Annotated in this window: 16 protein-coding genes and 1 pseudogene; 7 read left to right on the forward strand and 10 right to left on the reverse strand. The window is 62.4% G+C overall.

Annotation, left to right across the window (positions count from 1 at the left end; translation table 11 throughout):
* Nucleotides 1-109 precede the first annotated feature (109 nt).
* The gene (locus BB029_RS30320; RefSeq protein WP_065942077.1) at nucleotides 110-853 is read left to right on the forward strand and encodes an SDR family NAD(P)-dependent oxidoreductase; all 744 of its coding nucleotides are present in this window, start codon (nucleotides 110-112) and stop codon (nucleotides 851-853) included.
* Here the strand turns inward: BB029_RS30320 and BB029_RS30325 are convergent.
* Together BB029_RS30325 and BB029_RS30330 are read right to left on the reverse strand one after the other, a co-directional pair.
* Complete coding sequence (locus BB029_RS30325; protein ID WP_065942078.1) at nucleotides 805-2,010, reverse strand: MFS transporter; 1,206 nt, start codon at nucleotides 2,008-2,010, stop codon at nucleotides 805-807. The two genes, BB029_RS30320 and BB029_RS30325, sit on opposite strands and share 49 nt — an antisense overlap.
* A complete protein-coding gene (locus tag BB029_RS30330) occupies nucleotides 2,007-3,029 on the reverse strand; it encodes an alpha/beta hydrolase (protein WP_065942079.1) in 1,023 nt (340 codons plus the stop codon). The genes BB029_RS30325 and BB029_RS30330 overlap by 4 nt, the downstream gene beginning before the upstream one ends.
* A 165-nt stretch (nucleotides 3,030-3,194) precedes the next feature.
* Here BB029_RS30330 and BB029_RS30335 point away from each other — a divergent pair, with 165 nt between their 5' ends.
* On the forward strand, nucleotides 3,195-4,118 hold the full coding sequence (locus BB029_RS30335; protein WP_065942080.1) for an AraC family transcriptional regulator: 924 nt from the start codon (nucleotides 3,195-3,197) through the stop codon (nucleotides 4,116-4,118).
* Here BB029_RS30335 and BB029_RS30340 read toward each other — a convergent pair.
* Both BB029_RS30340 and proP read right to left on the reverse strand, forming a co-directional pair.
* Nucleotides 4,093-4,599 (reverse strand): GAF domain-containing protein, encoded by a 507-nt coding sequence (locus tag BB029_RS30340; RefSeq protein WP_027608500.1) that lies wholly within the window; start codon nucleotides 4,597-4,599, stop codon nucleotides 4,093-4,095. The genes BB029_RS30335 and BB029_RS30340 overlap by 26 nt on opposite strands.
* Nucleotides 4,600-4,651: 52 nt before the next feature.
* Nucleotides 4,652-6,154: a glycine betaine/L-proline transporter ProP gene (proP, locus tag BB029_RS30345; protein ID WP_027608499.1), complete on the reverse strand. Its 1,503-nt coding sequence runs from the start codon at nucleotides 6,152-6,154 to the stop codon at nucleotides 4,652-4,654.
* 519 nt (nucleotides 6,155-6,673) lie between these two features.
* Here proP and BB029_RS30350 point away from each other — a divergent pair.
* Nucleotides 6,674-8,077 carry an MFS transporter gene (locus BB029_RS30350; protein WP_065942081.1) on the forward strand — a complete coding sequence of 468 codons (1,404 nt, stop codon included), beginning with the start codon at nucleotides 6,674-6,676 and terminating at the stop codon, nucleotides 8,075-8,077.
* A 224-nt stretch (nucleotides 8,078-8,301) separates the two neighbouring features.
* Here the strand turns inward: BB029_RS30350 and BB029_RS30355 are convergent, their stop codons facing one another.
* From BB029_RS30355 to BB029_RS30375, 4 genes are all read right to left on the reverse strand, one after another.
* Nucleotides 8,302-9,222 carry a helix-turn-helix domain-containing GNAT family N-acetyltransferase gene (locus BB029_RS30355; RefSeq protein ID WP_065942082.1) on the reverse strand — a complete coding sequence of 307 codons (921 nt, stop codon included), beginning with the start codon at nucleotides 9,220-9,222 and terminating at the stop codon, nucleotides 8,302-8,304.
* Between the two features lie 148 nt (nucleotides 9,223-9,370).
* On the reverse strand, nucleotides 9,371-9,721 hold the full coding sequence (locus tag BB029_RS33130; RefSeq protein WP_174557020.1) for a hypothetical protein: 351 nt from the start codon (nucleotides 9,719-9,721) through the stop codon (nucleotides 9,371-9,373).
* Between the two features lie 238 nt (nucleotides 9,722-9,959).
* Entirely contained in the window at nucleotides 9,960-11,252 is a 1,293-nt protein-coding gene (locus tag BB029_RS30370; protein ID WP_065942085.1) for a sorbosone dehydrogenase family protein, read from the reverse strand.
* On the reverse strand, nucleotides 11,249-11,662 hold the full coding sequence (locus tag BB029_RS30375; protein WP_065942086.1) for a DUF2231 domain-containing protein: 414 nt from the start codon (nucleotides 11,660-11,662) through the stop codon (nucleotides 11,249-11,251). Before BB029_RS30375 ends, BB029_RS30370 begins: the two co-directional genes overlap by 4 nt.
* A 157-nt stretch (nucleotides 11,663-11,819) precedes the next feature.
* Here BB029_RS30375 and BB029_RS30380 point away from each other — a divergent pair, with 157 nt between their 5' ends.
* The 4 genes from BB029_RS30380 to BB029_RS30395 all read left to right on the forward strand — a co-directional run bounded on the left by BB029_RS30380 (nucleotide 11,820) and on the right by BB029_RS30395 (nucleotide 14,965).
* Nucleotides 11,820-12,299 (forward strand): ATP-binding protein, encoded by a 480-nt coding sequence (locus BB029_RS30380; protein WP_065942087.1) that lies wholly within the window; start codon nucleotides 11,820-11,822, stop codon nucleotides 12,297-12,299.
* Nucleotides 12,296-13,090, forward strand: a complete 795-nt coding sequence (locus BB029_RS30385) for a nucleotidyltransferase domain-containing protein (RefSeq protein WP_065942088.1) — start codon at nucleotides 12,296-12,298, stop codon at nucleotides 13,088-13,090. Before BB029_RS30380 ends, BB029_RS30385 begins: the two co-directional genes overlap by 4 nt.
* 98 nt (nucleotides 13,091-13,188) lie before the next feature.
* On the forward strand, nucleotides 13,189-14,091 hold the full coding sequence (locus BB029_RS30390) for a LysR family transcriptional regulator (protein ID WP_065942089.1): 903 nt from the start codon (nucleotides 13,189-13,191) through the stop codon (nucleotides 14,089-14,091).
* A 79-nt stretch (nucleotides 14,092-14,170) separates the two neighbouring features.
* Nucleotides 14,171-14,965: an alpha/beta fold hydrolase gene (locus BB029_RS30395; protein WP_065942090.1), complete on the forward strand. Its 795-nt coding sequence runs from the start codon at nucleotides 14,171-14,173 to the stop codon at nucleotides 14,963-14,965.
* Here BB029_RS30395 and BB029_RS34430 read toward each other — a convergent pair.
* A complete protein-coding gene (locus BB029_RS34430) occupies nucleotides 14,955-15,722 on the reverse strand; it encodes a methyl-accepting chemotaxis protein (RefSeq protein WP_370737674.1) in 768 nt (255 codons plus the stop codon). The two genes, BB029_RS30395 and BB029_RS34430, sit on opposite strands and share 11 nt — an antisense overlap.
* Nucleotides 15,723-15,809: 87 nt before the next feature.
* A pseudogene (locus BB029_RS34435) lies at nucleotides 15,810-16,907 on the reverse strand (cache domain-containing protein); the annotation flags it as partial.
* Between the last annotated feature and the right edge of the window lie 72 nt (nucleotides 16,908-16,979).

Genomic DNA, 16,979 nt, shown 5'->3' on the forward strand with positions numbered 1-16,979 from the left:
TTTTAGTCTGGTTTTCCATACTGACTGCCACTTTTTCATCCTACTTGTGCGAATTCATCTCGGCGGGGATCTTAGCTGAAATTCATCCCTCACAGACTGGAGAAAACACATGTCCCGACTCAACGCAAAAGTCGCCATTGTCACCGGTGCCGGACGTGGTATCGGCCGCGCCACGGCCAAGCTGTTCGCGGCCCAGGGCGCCAAGGTCGCCGTGGTGTCGCGCACCCCGGAAAACGTCGCGCGCGTGGTGGCCGATATCCAGGCCGCAGGCGGCACGGCGCTCGGCGTGGTGTGCGACCTGGCTGATGCGGCGCAGGTCAGCGCAGCGGTGGCGAACGTCGTCGCCACCTATGGCGGCATCGACATTCTGGTCAATAACGCATTCGACCCGTCCGTGGTGTTTTCCTCGGTGCTCGAGTTGCCGGTCGAACAACTGCAACGCAACCTGGACATGGGCCCGATCGCCTACCTGCGCACCATGCAAGCCTGCTACCCGTACCTCAAGGCCAGCGGCGCAGGGCGGGTGATCAACTTCGGTTCGCTGGCCGGCATCATCGGCCTGCAAGGCTACGCGCCCTACAACATGGCCAAGGAAGCGGTACGCGCGCTGACCCGCTCGGCCGCGCGGGAATGGGGCGTGGATAACATCACCGTCAATAACCTGCTGCCGGTGGCCGATACCTGGGGTGATAGTTATGACGCGCCGGCACCCACCAATGTGCTCGGGCGTTATGGCTCGCCGGAAGACGACATCGCGCCGGTGGCGCTGTTCCTGGCCAGCCAGGATGCGCAGTTCATCACCGGCTACAGCCTGACACCGGATGGCGGGCAGATCATCGACAGTGCGCGTTGACTGACCCGCGCAGCGGCCCAGGCGAGTATCGCCGCCATGCACAGTAGTGCGGCGCTCAAGGCAAACGTCACCTGGTAGCCGCACAGGTCAAACACCACACCGCCCAGCGTTGCCCCGGCGGCGATTGCCAGTTGGATGATGGCAACCATCAAGCCGCCCCCTGCCTCGGCATCTTCAGGCAGGTTTTTTGCCAGCCAGGTCCACCAGCCCACCGGCGCGGCGGTGGCTACCAGGCCCCACACACAGAGCAGCGCGCCGGTGATAACGGGCGAACTGCCGAATGCGACCAACGCCAGGGCGATCACCGCCATCAATACGGGAATGGCGATCAGCGTGGGGTACAGGCCGTTCTTCAGGACACGCTCGATCAGCAGTGTGCCGGCCAAACCGGCCAGGCCGAGCACCAGCAGCATCAACGACAGCAGCGATACACCCACCTGGGTAACACCTTCCAGAAAGGGTCGCAGGTAGGTGAACAGCATGAACTGGCCCATGAAAAACACGCTGACGGCCAGCATGCCCAGGGCCACCGGGGTACGCTTGATCAAGCGCAACAGGTGGCCGTTGCCGGCCTGGCTGCGGGGCTTGATCGACGGCAGGCTCAGCAGCAGCCACAGCACCGCGACCACGGCCACCGGCACCACGCAGAAAAACGCGCCACGCCAGCCGATCAAACCACCGAGGAAACTGCCCAGCGGTGCCGCGATCACGGTTGCCAGTGCGTTACCGCCATTGACGATAGCCAAGGCGCGCGGCACCTGGCCCTCGGGCACCAGGCCCATGGCGGTGGCTGCCGACAGCGACCAGAAGCCGCCGATGGCCACGCCGATCAGGGCGCGGCCGAGCATGAAGATCAGGTAGTTCGGCGCGAACGCTACCACGCTGCCGGACACGATCATCAGCAAGGTCAGCGCGACCAGCAGGCGCTTGCGATCCATGCGCGCCGCCACTCGGGCGATCATCAGGCTGGTGAGCAAGGCAAACAGGCCTGACACCGAAATACCCTGGCCGGCCTGGCCTTGGCTGATGCCCAGGTCGGCGGCCAGCGGGGTCAACAGGCTCACCGGCATGAACTCCGAGGCCACCAGGGCAAAGGCCGCCAGGGACAGGGCGAAGACGGCGCCCCAGCGGGGCGCGTGAGGGTTTATCGAGATCACTTCAAGTGACTTTTAAAGAAGCTGGTGAGCTTGGCGAAGGGGATCAGGTTGACCCGGTCGTAGAGGTCCACATGGCCGGCGTTGGGGATGATCACCAGTTCCTTGGGCTCGGCGGCACGGTTGTAGGCATCTTCGCTGAACTCGCGGGAGTGGGCATCGGCACCGGCAATCAACAGCAACGGGCGAGGGGAAATGGTCTCGATGTCGTTGAACGGATAGAAGTTCATGAACTTCACGTTGCTGGTCAGCGTCGGCATGGTGGTGGTCTGCGGCGACGCGCCGGCCGGGGTGACTTCGCCGCGCGGTGTGCGGTAGAAATCGAAAAACTCATCGCCAATCGGGTTGCCGGTCCGCTTGAGCGGCGTGCCGCTGGTGTAGAGGGGCTCGCCGCCCTGGAATTCCACGTAACGCTGGTTGGCCGCCTGCACCAGCACCTGCCGGCGTTGTTCCGCTGTCATGCCGTGCTTGAGACCGTTGCGGTTGGCGGCGCCCATGTCGTACATGCTGACCGTGGCAATGGCCTTGAGGCGCGGGTCGATCTTGGCCGCCGCGATGGCAAAGCTGCCGCTGCCGCAGATGCCGATCACGCCGATGCGCTCACGATCGACCAGCGGCCGGGTGCCGAGGAAGTCCACGGCGGCGCTGAAGTCTTCGGCGTAGAGGTCGGGCAGCACCGCATTGCGTGGTGTGCCTGCGCTTTCGCCCCAGAACGACAGGTCCAGCGACAAGGTGACAAAGCCCTGTTCGGCCATTTTGGTGGCGTAGAGGTTGGCGCTCTGTTCCTTTACGGCACCCATCGGGTGGCCGACGATCAGCGCGGCGTTTTTCGAGGCCGGGGCGAGCTGTTTGGGCACGAACAGGTTGCCCGCCACCGGCATGCCGTATTGATTGTTGAAGGTGACTTTTTCGACGGACACCTTGTCGCTTGTGTAGAAGTTGTTTGCACCGTTGGACATGTCGGCTCCCAGAGAAGAGAACGAAATCACCAGCAGACTCAGGGTGAGCAAGAGGCTTTTCATGGATGGATCCTTGAGAAGGGGGTCGGCACATTTTCCCGGCGTGGCTGAGGGTTCTGTAGTGCGTTCCACTGGATTACTTGCCTGATCCTCTGAGTCTGGCGGATTGCCGGGGACGCAAGCGGGCCGGTCGGGGTAAAGTCCAACGATCAGAGCAAAGGGCCCTTTATGAAGATCAATCAAACGCCCCTGGACGTGCTGGTCCACGCGATCGGCTCAAGGGTCTGCGTACCCGGCGACTACCCCATGCCCATCCCTGGCCTGGGCTTTTATCGGCGTGAGCAGCCCGCGACACCCGTGGTGTGCATGGTCGAGCCGAGCATCGTGCTGGTTGCCCAGGGTGAGAAGCGGCTGTGGGTCGGCGGCGAGGGGTACCCGTATGACACGGCACGATTTCTGGTCACGTCGCTGGATATACCGGCCAACTCCGAAGTGCTGGTCGCCAGCCCGACCCGCCCGTGCCTGGGCCTGACCTTCAAGCTCGACCTGCGCATCCTGGCCGAGTTGATCGCCCAGGGGGAGTTGCCGCCAACGCGTGAGCGGGCGGTGATGAAAGGTGTGGGGATTGGTGTGGTGACCGGCGCCATGCTTGCCTCCTTTGCGCGCCTGGTTGAATTGCTTGATGAGCCCGAAGCGATACCGGTGCTCGCACCCTTGATCCAGCGCGAGATTCACTTCCGGCTATTGCAGAGCGACCAGGCCGGCCGACTGCGCCAGATCTGTTCCGTGGACGGGCAGGGTTATCGGATTGCGCGGGCGATCGATTGGCTCAAGCTCAATTACGACGTGCCGCTGCGCGTGGACGAACTGGCCGCGCGCGTGCAGATGAGCGCGGCGACCTTTCACCATCACTTTCGCCAACTGACGGCGATGAGCCCGCTGCAGTATCAGAAATGGCTGCGCCTCAACGAGGCGCGGCGTTTGATGTTGAACGAGCATCGGGACGTGTCCAGCGCGGCGTTCAAGGTCGGCTATGAAAGTCCGTCGCAGTTCAGCCGCGAGTACAGCCGGCTGTTTGGTGTGCCGCCCAAGCGCGATATGGCCATGCTGCGCGGCAAAGCGCCGGTCAGCGGTCCGCTGGCGTCAAGTTAGCGTAGAAGATGCAGCCGATCAGCCGCGCAAACAGGCTGAGGGTTTCCGGCAGGTTGGGGTCGTCAAACAGCATCGCCCGGGAATCCAGCGCACACAGTGCGCCGAACAGGCGGCCATCCGGCAGGAAGATCGGCGCCCCGGCGTAGCTCTCGATGGCGTATTGCTTGACCACCGGGCGCGTGGCAAAGCGGCCATTGGCGCTGACCTGCGGGATGAACAGGGTCTGCGGGTTGATGCAGAACTCGCTGCACAGGGTGGTTTCCAGGTCGAGCACGTCATCGGCATGAATGCCCATGTCGAAGGGGTCGTGCGCTGAACAGACAATCCATTCCAGGTCAGTGAACTTGGCGATGCCGGCAAAGCGCATGCCCGTCAGGCGGGTGACCAATTGCAGGATGCTGGTGGTGGCTTCGATTTCGGCGATGGCAGCGCGTTCGTCGGCACTGAGTAACGCGTGTGCGGCGGTGAAGCTTGGAAGCATGGTTGAACACTCCACTGGCGTGGCGGCCCTTGCCACCACGCTTGGTCAGGTCTTAATTGATACGCGGATGCTGCTGCACCAGGTTCTGGCGCTTGGCTTCCAGTTCGGCAATCTCGGCGTCGATGTCTTCGATTTTCTGCTCGATATTGTCGTGATGCTCCTGCAGCAACTCCTTCGCTTCTTCCATGTCCGACGCAGCCGGTGCGGCGCCGCGCAGGGGTTTGTTGGCGGTTTCCTTCATGGTCAGGCCGGTGATCAGGCCGACCACCGCAAACACCATCAGGTAGTAGGCGGGCATGTACAGGTCGTTGGTGCTTTCCACCAGCCAGGCCACCGCGGTAGGGGTGACGCCGGCGATCAATACGGAGACGTTGAACGCACTGGCCAAGGCACTGTAGCGCAGGTGCGTGGGGAACATCGCCGGCAGCGTGGACGCCATGACGCCGATGAAGAAGTTAAGCACGACGGCCAGGATCAGCAAGCCGGCGAAGATCAAGCCGGTCTTGCCGCTGGTAATCAGCATGAAGGCCGGAATGGCCAGGAACAGCAGGCCGATGCTGCCGGCGATGATGAAGGGCTTGCGGCCGATCTTGTCGCTGACAAAACCGATGAACGGCTGCACGAACAGCATGCCGACCATGATCGCGATGATGATCAGCACGCCGCTGTTTTCGGAGTAGTGCAGGTTATGGGACAGGTAGCTCGGCATGTACGTGAGCAGCATGTAGTACGTCACGTTGGTGGCCGCGACGATGCCGATGCAAGTCAGCAGGCTGCGCCAGTGCTTGGTGGCAATCTCCTTGAACGACACTTTCGGGCCATGGGTCAGGCCTTCGCGGTCACCCTGTTCGAGCTTGTCGACATGCTGTTGGAACGCCGGGGTTTCTTCCAGCGCATGGCGCAGGTACAGGCCGATCATGCCCAGGGGCAGGGCCAGGAAGAACGGCAGGCGCCAGCCCCAGGCCTCGAAGTCGGCTTCGCCCAGCACGCTGGAGATCAGCACCACGACACCGGCACCGAGGACGAAACCGGCGATGGAGCCGAAGTCCAGCCAGCTGCCGAGGAAGCCGCGCTTGCGGTCCGGCGCATATTCGGCGACGAAGATCGAGGCGCCGGTGTATTCACCGCCCACCGAGAAGCCCTGGGCCATTTTGCACAGCAGCAGCAGGATCGGTGCCCAGATGCCGATGGAGGCGTACCCGGGAATCAGGCCGATGGCGAAGGTGCTCAGCGACATGATCACAATGGTCGCGGCGAGGACTTTCTGGCGTCCGTATTTATCGCCCAGCGCGCCGAAGAACAGGCCGCCCAGGGGACGAATCAGGAACGGCACGGAGAACGTCGCCAGTGCCGCGATCATTTGTACGCTGGGGGAGGCGTCGGGGAAGAACACCTTGCCCAATACATAGGCGACAAACCCGTAGACACCAAAGTCGAACCACTCCATGGCGTTACCCAGTGCGGCGGCGGTGATCGCCTTGCGCATCTTGGCGTCGTCAACAATGGTGATGTCTTTCAAACCGATGGGCTTGACGCTTTTCTTACGTAATTTCATGCGGACCACTCTAAAACAGAACAGGGGAGGTGCCATCGTTGCGATGGCACCGCTCTGTCAGTTCAGATACAAGCGGACATGAAATAATTCACCGCTATTTGCGTTTTTTTGCCTTGGGCGCAATTTGCGTGCAATGGGCTGGGTTTCGGGGTGAGCACCTACCCTGGGGCGATCCGGCATTCTGTGGTGGGCGGGCTTGCCCCGCGCTGGGCTGCGAAGCGGCCCCAATCAAGATCACTGTGTTCCATCAGACAAACCGCAGTGCCTGGTTTTCGGGCCGCTTCGCAGCCCGGCACGGGGCAAGCCCGCTCACCACAAAAAGCCTGTTCGCCACGGTCATGCGCGCTTGTCGTCCTACAACCTAGCCGCGCCTGACACTTTTCACACCCGTGAGATAGCCCGCAAAAGCCATAATCTTTCAGATTGACAGCGGGTAGGTAGCCCGATATAAAAGCCACAGTTGTACGACGACATATGACGTTACATATGTCCTACCTAACAAAAATAAAAAGTGATGCCATGAACTTGATCGAGCCCATCAACGCCCAGCGCGTTGGCCAAGCTGTAGGCAACTATCGCTGGACCATCTGCGCGATGTTGTTTTTCGCGACCACCGTCAACTACCTCGACCGCCAGGTGCTCAGCCTGCTCGCGCCGCAGTTGTCGACGCAATTTGGCTGGAGCAACACCGATTACGCCAATATCGCGGCGGTGTTCCAGTTTGTGTATGCGATCTCCATGCTGTTCGCCGGGCGGTTCGTCGACAAGATCGGCACCAAGGCGGCGTACGTGATCGCGATTGCGGTCTGGTCCACCGGTGCCATCATGCATGCGTTTTCGGTGCCGATGGGCGAGGGCATCGCGGCGGTCAGCGGTGCGCTCGGCCTGGCAGTGATCCCGGTGTCCATCGCCGGTTTCATGCTGTCCCGGGCCGTGCTGGCGATTGGCGAGGCGGGTAACTTCCCGATTGCGATCAAGGCCACCGCCGAATATTTCCCCAAGAAAGAACGCTCGCTGGCCACCGGGATCTTCAACTCCGGCGCCAACGTCGGCGCGATCCTGGCGCCGATCTGTGTGCCCCTGATCGCCGGGATGTGGGGCTGGGAAGCGGCCTTTATGGTCATCGGCATGCTGGGCTTTGTGTGGGTGGCGGTATGGGCGGCGGTGTATGAGAAGCCGGAGCAGCAAAAACGCCTGTCGGCCGAAGAGCTGGCCTATATCCGCAGCGACCAGGCGCAGCAGCCCTCTATCCCGCCGGTTGCAGGCGCGGTACAGAAAAAAGTCTCGTGGTTCAAGTTGCTCACCTACCGCCAGACCTGGGCGTTTGCCTTCGGCAAGTTCATGACCGATGGCGTGTGGTGGTTCTTCCTGTTCTGGCTGCCCACCTACCTGTCGGCGCAATACGGCATGAAAGGCGCCGATATCGTCATGCCGCTGGCCGTGCTGTACAGCATGACCATGGTCGGCAGCATCGGCGGCGGCTGGTTCCCCAGCTACTTCATGGCCCGTGGCGATGCCCCCTACGACGGCCGCATGAAAGCCATGCTGGTGATCGCGCTGTTCCCGTTGGTGGTGTTGCTGGCGCAACCGTTGGGCTATATCAGCTTCTGGGTCCCGGTATTGCTGATCGGCGTCGGCGCCTCGGCGCACCAGGCGTGGTCGTGCAACATCTTCACCACCGTGTCTGACATGTTTCCGCAGAAAACCGTGGCCTCGGTGGTCGGTATCGGCGGCATGGCCGGCGGCATCGGCGGTGTGGTGATGACCAAGATCGGCGGCTGGGTGTTCGACTACTACAAATCCATCAATGACATCCACACCGGCTACATGATCATGTTCGCGATCTGTGCGCTGGCGTACCTGGTGGCGTGGAGCGTGATGAAGACCCTGGTGCCGCGCCACAAGGAAATCACTGACCTGTAAACCCAGACCCGCTACCTCTGTGGTGAGCGGGCTTGTCGAATCGTCGCACCGCCCGCGTTGGGGTGCGAAGCGCCCCTAATAAAGACGGATGCGTTGTATCAGGCACTCCGCTGCGCCTGGTTTAGGGGCTGCTGCGCAGCCCGACGCGGGACAAGCCCGCTCGCCACAGGTCCGTCGAATCACCCATAACGTTGTGTCGAGACCCATTCCTTCAAACGTCTTTTCTACAACGCGCGCGCCCAGGTCTGGCTGACCAGCTGCTTGCCGAAACTCAAGGTGGGCTCTTCTTCCACCAACTCGAAACCGGCTTTCTGGTAGAGCTTGCGCGCATCGGTCAGGGCGCTCATGGTCCACAGCATCATGCGGGTGTAGCCGGCATCGCGGGCAAAGCGCAGGCATTCGTCCACCAGGCGCTGGCCGATGCCCAGGCCCCGCGCACTCGCATCCACGTAGAGCATGCGCAGCTTGGCGGTTGTATCGTCATGGCGCACGACGAACACCGAACCCACCACCTCACCATCCTTCTCCGCGATCCAGCACCGCTCCCGCGCCGGGTCGAACTCGCGCAGGTACTTGGCGACGATCTCCGCCACCAGCGCTTCAAACTCCCAGTTCCAGTGGTATTCGCGGGCATACAGCGCCGCTTGCTGCTGCACCACCAGGCCCATATCCCCGGGGCGTGGATCACGCAGCAGGTAGCTCGACGGGCGGCCTTGCAACAGGGCCTGGATGCGTTGCATGGCGTCGGTCAATTGATGCTGCTGAGGTTCGGGCAGGCTCTCGAGCAGGGCGATGACTTCATCCTGGGTCTGCTGTTCCAGGGGCGCCAGGACCGCGCGACCGAGATCGGTGAGGTGCAATTGCACCGCGCGCGCATCGGTGGCGCAGCGGACTTTCTGGATCAGGCCGTTTTTTTCGAAGCCACTGGTCAGGCGGCTCAGGTAACCCGCGTCGAGGCTGAGCATCTGGCACAGGTCGGCGCTGGTGAGGTCGCCACGGGAGGACAGCTCGTACATCACCCGAATTTCAGTCAGGGAATAGTCGCTGTGCAGCAGGTGTTCCTGCAGCACGCCGATCTGGTGGGTGTAGAAGCGATTGAAGCCGCGCACGATGCCGGCGCGTTCCACAAGCAGAGGGGTGGACATGGTGGATGCTCGAATGGTTGCCTGAGGCAATTATATTGTTGCTTCAGGCAAGCATGTCAACGGCTATGATCGCCGATCATGGTCATCCCAGGCTTGGCCGTCGCCTGTGGGCTCGTCAATATGATTCGAATCGCCATGGCCACGCCGATCAGCACCGCGCCCAGGCCCAGGCGCCGACGAGGGTCGACATTACCGCAATGATCAGGGCCCAGGCATAGAGCGGGCCCGCTTGGGAAAGGCCGAAGCCGAGCGTCGGCAGCGTGAACAAGCCAAGTGCCTGGATGAACGGCAGCAGGCACAGCGTGGCGACACCGGCGCCCCCCATCATCAGTGCGGTCCAGAGGCCGGTTGCCTGCGCCGCGAGGTGCGTCAGTTGCCGTTGGTTGATCACGCTGAACCACAACCAAAGGGCGACCGCACGCAGGGACAAAGCCAGCCCCGCGAACCAGGCGCTTGTATCCAATGCAGGTTGATGAAAACTGCTGATGTTCGACAGCACGAGGCTCGTCGTGAGGCATGCCAGGGGGGCTGCCAGTCGGCGCCATGGGAGCCGGTTGATTGACAGCGGGGCGCTGGTAAGGCCCTGTGCCGAGAGTGTGCATTTGCCCCAGGCTCTATCGATTTATCGGCAGCAGGGAGAGGGCATCCGCGCTGAAGTCATGGCGTTGCTCGACTGGCTGGAGGTGCAATTGCAGGATGAAGGCTGACAGGGGCGCCGCCGCCCCTGTCATATGCCGCTATGGCTTGCGCGTCACCCGCCACACGGTATTGGCCAGGTCGTCGGCGATGATCAGCGCGCCTTTCGGGTCCACCGTCACCCCCACCGGGCGCCCACGGGTCTTGCCGTCGTCACCGCGAAAGCCGGTGGCGAAATCAATCGGCTCACCCGATGGCTTGCCATTGCTGAACGGCACGAAGATCACCTTGTAGCCCACCGGGTTGTCGCGGTTCCAGCTGCCGTGCTCGCCGACGAATACGCCGTCGGCAAATTGCTCGCCCATGGCCGGGATGGAAAAGTCCACGCCGAGTGCGGCCACGTGGGAGCCCAGGCTGTAGTCGGGCTTGAGCGCGGCGGCGACTTTGGCCGGGTTCTGCGGTTGCGCGCGCGGGTCGACGTTCTGGCCCCAATAGCTGTAGGGCCAGCCGTAGAACGCACCTTCTTTCACCGACGTCAGGTAGTCGGGCACCAGGTCGGGGCCGAGTTCGTCGCGCTCGTTGACCACCGTCCACAGTTGCCCGGAGTCGGGTTGGATGGTCAGCGCCGTGGGGTTGCGCAGGCCGGTGGCGTATGGTTTGTGCGCGCCGGTGGCGGCGTCGATCTGCCAGACCATGGCGCGGTCGATTTCCACTTCCATGCCACGTTCGGTCACGTTGCTGTTGGAGCCGATCCCCACATACAACTGGCGTCCATCGGCACTCACCGCCAGGGATTTGGTCCAGTGATGGTTGATCTGCGCCGGCAGGTCGGTGACTTTCACCGGTGCGCCGCTGGCCTTGGTCTGGCCATCGGTGTAGTCGAAGCGCACCAGCGCATCCTGGTTGGCCACGTAGAGCTTGCCATCGGCAAACGCCAGGCCGTAGGGCGCGTTGAGGTTGTCGGCGAACACCGTCTTCAACTCATAGGTGCCGTCACCGTCGGCATCGCGCAGAAGCGTCAGGCGGTTACCGCCTTTTACCTTGGTGTTGCCCTGGGCCTTGATCACGCTGGCGATCACATCCTTGGGCTTGAGCTTGGCCGCACTGCCGCCACGGCCTTCGGCGATCAGGATGTCACCGTTGGGCAGCACCAACGTCTGGCGCGGGATGGCCAGGTCGGTGGCGATGGCCGTGACGCTGTAGCCTTCGGGCACCTTGGGTTTCTGATCGCCCCAGGGGGTGGGCTCGGCGATCTTCATGCTCGGCAACAGGCTGCTTTGTTGCTCCGGCAACGTGGGGTCGGGGCCACGGGCCTGGGTCTTGTCACCTTCGCCGCCGCAGGCGCTCAGCAACAGCGCGGCGCTCAATACGCTCAGTGTGTGGGACGTTTTCATTTGGCACCTCCCGAGCGCAGGCCGGTCCAGGTGGCCGCCAGTGTCAGCAGCAAGACGACGGCCGACATGATCAGCCCGGCAGGCATTGAGGCGTAGGCATCCTTGGCATGTTGAAAGGCATTGACCAGCCCTAATACCCAGGTGGCTAACAGCAGCAGGACATACCGCGTGGGTTGCCCCGCCTTGCGCTCGGCGCGAAGCAGGTTGACCAGCGCAAACAGGAACGCGAACCCACAGAACACCAGAGCACCGGCAATCAACCAGGACGCAAAGTTGGCCCATTGGATCTGGTAGGTCTGGGTGTAGGCAATGTCGCTGAGCAAGGCACCAAGAAACAGCGGCACGGTGCCGGCCAGCAAGGTCGCATGCAGCGGCCCCGGCGTGTATCGGTAGGCGGGAAGGGTTGTCATGGTAAGGCGGCTCCTTGTTGTACAACGCCCCTGGTCGGGGCTGCGCATAGAAAATGAACGCCTTACGTATCAGATAGTTCAGCATAATTCGTGTCGAAATATTAAGAACCAGCCTGAAAGCTGGCATGCTCAAGGCTTCACATAAGGAGCCGTCCCCATGCCAACCCTGCACCTGCTGTGCGGCAAGATCGCCTCGGGCAAGTCAACACTGGCCAAGACCCTGGTGGCCGAACACGCCGCCATCCTGCTCAGCGAAGACACCTGGCTCGCCCAGTTGTACCCCGGTGAAATCCTCTCGATCGCCGACTACCTGCGCTGTGCCCAGCGTATTCGCGGGGCGTTGGGCCCGTTGGTGATCAACCTGCTTGAGTCCGGCGTCAACGTGGTGCTGGATTTTCCCGCCAATACCCTGGCCAATCGCGAATGGCTGCTGGGGTTGGCGCAGGCCGCCAAGGTGCCGCACCGCCTGCATTACCTCGAGCTGGACGACGCCACCTGCCGCGCAAGGCTGCATGCGCGCAATGCCCGGGGCGATCATGATTTCGCGGCAACGGATGCCGAGTTCGACCTGATCACCCGGCATTTCTGCGTGCCGAGCGAGGCGGAAGGGCTGGTGATCGAGGTGCATCGCCCATGAGTACGCCTTCTGCGGGCATCGACGCGGACGGTTTTATCCTCACCGTCCCCGACACCGCCGTGCAGCTTGAATACCAGCCGTTGCTGGCGGACGTCTGCGCGTCGCTCTCGAGGGACGACCTGGGCCTGGACGGCCTCTATCTCTACGGCAGTGTCGCAAGGGGCGATGCCACTCCCGGCGTTTCCGACCTCGACCTCACCTTGGTGCTGCGCGAGCCGGCAACCGCGGAGCTATTGGCCCGGCTGGAGGCAGTCCGACGTGCGCTGGAGCAGCGGCACCCCCTTGTCACCAAGGTGGATTTCGATATCGGCCACCGCGCGCAAGTACTGGCGGCGGAAAACCGCAACAGGTGGGGCTTCTGGCTCAAACACCAGTGCCGCTGCCTGTGGGGCAATGATCTGTCAGTGCATTTCGAACGGTTTCGGCCATCCCGTGACATCGCGCTGGCGGTAAATGGTGATTTTCACGCCGTATTGAGCACGTACCTCACGCGCATCGCGTGCGCCGACACCGAGGTGCAGCGACTTCGCTTGCAGCGCGAGGCTTCACGCAAGCTGATCAGGTCCACCCATGTATTGCTTTCGGAAGATGCGTCGACATGGCCCCGCACCCTCGAAGAGCATGTGGCGATGTTCGTCCGGGGGTATCCGCAGCGGGTCACTCACCTTGCGTTCTTTCTCTTTGAGGCCAGGAACCCTGGCGCCACGATGGAAAACTTCACCGCGCGGCTTCGGGCTTTTCTGGACTGGATGGATTCACCCACCGTCCTTCCTACGTACGTAGCGGATTAAAAATGTGGGGCTGTGCTTGCGCCATATGGCTTATCCAAAGATGATAGGTTTATTAGCGTTAAACCTGACCTTTCATACGTCAAGCCTATGGAATCCCCATGATCAACTTCCGCCTTATTCGCCACCTCTGGCTGTTCCTCGCCGTGGCCGAAGAACAGAACTTCGGCCGTGCCGCCAAGCGCCTGGGCATGTCGCAGCCGCCGTTGAGCGAGCAGATCCAGGTGCTGGAGCAGGCGCTCAAGGTCACGTTGTTCGAGCGTTCGCGGCGGGGCGCCAAGTTGACGCCGGTGGGTGCGGCGATCCTGCCGGCGGTGCGCAAGTTCGCCGAACAGTTGGAGCGCCTGGAGCTGGCGGTGGAGGAGGCGGTGGCGGGGCAGTCGGGCATGCTCACCATTGGCGCGATTTCCACGGCGATGTTTGATGTGTTGCCTGGCTTGATCGACCTGCTCAAGCAGCGATACCCCCAGCTCACCGTATCGGTACGCGAGATCGACAGCGTGGAGGCGGTACCGGCGCTGGAGGCGGGGGATATCGACCTGGCGTTTGCACGATTGGACGGCGACCTCGGCCCGGCGATCCAGTCCCTGCCGTTGCGCGAGGACCGCCTGATGGTGGCGCTGCCCAGCGATCACCCGCTGGCGTCGCGCACGCGCATCAGCCTGGCGAGCCTGGCCAGCGAGCCTTTGGTGATGTTTTCGCGCAAGGTCAGCCCGGTGTATTTCGACAACCTGATCGCCACCTGCCGCGCCAGCGGGTTCTCGCCGCGGGTGCTGCATGAGGTGCGCTCGGTGGCCTCGCAGATTGCCTTTGTCAGCTGCGGCCAGGGCATTGCGCTGGTGCCGGCTTCGTTGAAAAAACTCGCGCCGGATAACGTGGTGCTGCGGGCCTTGACCCAGAAGCTCAACGTCGTGACGACGGCGGTCGCCTGGAACTCGCAAAGGCCAAACCCGCTAGTCACAGAACTGGTCGCACAATTCCAGGCTCATACGATTGGCGTATGAAAACGTTCTGCAATCGGTCATTTACACGCGTAGGGAAACCCTTGAAATTGGCCGCCTTTGTGTTCAAGGAGCCCTCGCCATGTCGTTCACTCACACCCGTCTGCCGCTGACGGTAGATGGCGTATCGCTGGATATCGCCGCCCTGTATCGCTCCGGCGAGCACGCGCCGATCCTGTTCCTGCACGGCTTTGGCTCCACCAAGGAAGACTATGCCGATATCGTCCTGCACCCGGCTTTCGACGGGCATCCCTTTGTTGCGTATGACGCGCCCGGCTGTGGCGAAAGTGAATGCGCCGACCTGGGAGCAATCAGCATCCCGTTCCTGCTCGAAGCCGCCTTGCAGGTGCTGGAGCACTTCCAAATCGAACGTTTCCACCTGGTCGGCCACTCCATGGGCGGGTTGACGGCCTTGCTGCTGGCGCACCGTTTCCCTGGCCGTGTCCTGAGCTTCACCGATATCGAAGGCAATATCGCAGCGGAAGACTGCTTTCTCAGCCGCCAGATTGTCGACTACCCGGCGCAGGATCCCGAAGCGTTTTTCAGTGCCTTTATCGAACGCACCCGCCATGCGCCGGCGTATGCCAGCGCCCTGTATTCAGCGAGCCTGCGCCACAAGGTCCGCGCCGGTGCGGTGCGCGGGATTTTCCGGTCGATGGTGACGCTTTCCGACAACGCCGACCTGATGGACAAGTTCCTCGGGCTGCCATGCCCGAAGCTGTTCATGTACGGCGAGCAGAACGCCGGGCTGTCCTACCTGCCGCACATCCAGGCCAACGGTGTGCGCCTGGCGCCCATTGCGACGTGCGGGCACTTCCCGATGTATTCCAACCCGCAGGCGATGTGGCAACAGATCGCGGCATTCATCAGGACTTGAAGCGCCCCACCAGGCCATTCAACTCATCCGACAGATTCGACAGGCGCCCCGAGTCGTCCTGCGCCGAGTTGGCCAGGCTTTCCACCAGGCGTGCCTCGTCGTAGATCTGCTGGATATGTCGGTTGATCTCTTCGGCCACACTGTGTTGTTCCTCGGCGGCGGCGGAGATTTGCAGGTTCTGGTCGCGGATTTCGTTGACCGACAGCTGGATGCCTTCAAAGCTGTCCCGTGCGCTTTCGATGGACGACACACTGGCCCGTGACAGGTCCAGGCAACTGCCCATTTTTTGCGTGACTTCCTGGGTCTTGTTTTCCAGGGTGCCGAGCAGGTGCTCGATCTCGCCGGTGGAGTCGGAGGTGCGCTTGGCCAACGCGCGCACCTCGTCGGCGACCACGGCAAAACCACGGCCCTGGTCACCGGCACGGGCGGCCTCGATGGCGGCGTTGAGGGCCAGCAGGTTGGTCTGTTCGGCAATCGCACGGATGGTGCCGATGATCTGGTTGATGCTGCGGCTGCCGGCTTCGAGTTCGACCATGGCGTCGGACGACTCGGTCAAGCGGCGGCCCAGGCGGTTGACGTTATCGGTGGTGACTTCGATCTGCTGCTTGCCCTCGGCCACGCGGCGATGGCCGTTCTCCGCCGACTCTGCCGCACTGCTGCATGAGCGGGCGACTTCGTTGGCGGTGGCGACCATTTCGTTGAACGCGGTGGACACCAGTTCCACCGCCTCGCGCTGGCGCCCGGCGGCTTCGTTCATGTTGTGCGCCACTTCGCTGTTGACCTGGGAGGCGTTGTGCAAATTGGCCGAGGCGGCACCGATGTGCTGGATCAATTGGCGAATCGCGGCAAGGAACTTGTTGAACCAGCCGGCGAGTTCAGCGGTTTCATCCTTGCCCTGCACCTGCAGTGCGTGGCGCAGGTCGCCTTCGCCCTCGGCAATCGACTGCAAGCCGCTGCTGACCTGGCCGATGGGCTTGACGATCACCTTGGAAAACGCCGCCGCAAGCACGCCGAAGATCAGCACCAGCACGCCGACGATGACCGCTGTGAGGTAGGTCATGCGCGTGGCTTCGGCCATCACTTCGCGGTGCTCGATCAGGCCGATATAGCGCCAGCCCAGGCCGGGAGAGGTCCACACGTTGGCCATGTAGCGCACGCCGTCGATTTCCACCTCGGTAGAACCCTGGGACGTCTCGGCCAGGTGCGCATAGGCGGCGCCCAGGTCCTTGAGCGGCTTGAAACTGTGGGCGGCGTCGCGCGGGTCGACCAGCACCACGCCGTCTTCGATCAGCATCACGTAGCCGCTTTCGCCGAGCTTGATGCTCTTGACCAGTTCGGTAAGGTTCTTCAGCGACACGCTGACCACGAACACGCCCTTGGCCTTGCCGGCGTTATCCAGCAGCGCCCGGGCAGTGCCCACCAGCGCCACATCGTCTTTGTCGTAGTAGTAAGCCGGCGTGCGCACGGTCTTGCCGGGGCTGGCCATCGCCGCCTTGTACCAGGGGCGCGTGCGTGGGTCGTACTTGGCCAACTGCGGGTCATCCGGCCATTTGGCGTAGGTACCGTCTTCCAGGCCGATGGACAGGATCGCGGCGGCCGGGTGCGTGGCGCCGAAGCGTGCAAAGCGGTTGATCACATCCTGCGCCGCCGCCGGCATCGGCTGGCTGGCTGCATCGGCAGGCTGGTAATTCTTCAGTGTGTCCACGGAGGTGTATACAGGATCGGTGGCCATTTGATCGACGTTCTGCAGCGTGCCGTCGAAGAACTGGCGGATATTGCCATCGATCTGGCGGATTTCCCGGGTGCTGCCATCGATGAACTGATCCACCGCCTGGGTCCGTGTGTTCATCACGGAGATCACGGCCACCAGGCTTACCGGAATAAACGCCACAGAGACAAATGCCAGCACCAGCTTATTTTTTATTTTCATCGAGACGACCATCAGCGCAGAGGGTGGTCAAATCGTCCGCTCAGGAAAACAGCGCGGCGATTTGCTATCACCGCTGTTTCGGCC

Origin of the sequence: Pseudomonas sp. S3E12, from assembly GCF_001702295.1 — a bacterium.
Classification (GTDB): domain Bacteria; phylum Pseudomonadota; class Gammaproteobacteria; order Pseudomonadales; family Pseudomonadaceae; genus Aquipseudomonas; species Aquipseudomonas marginalis.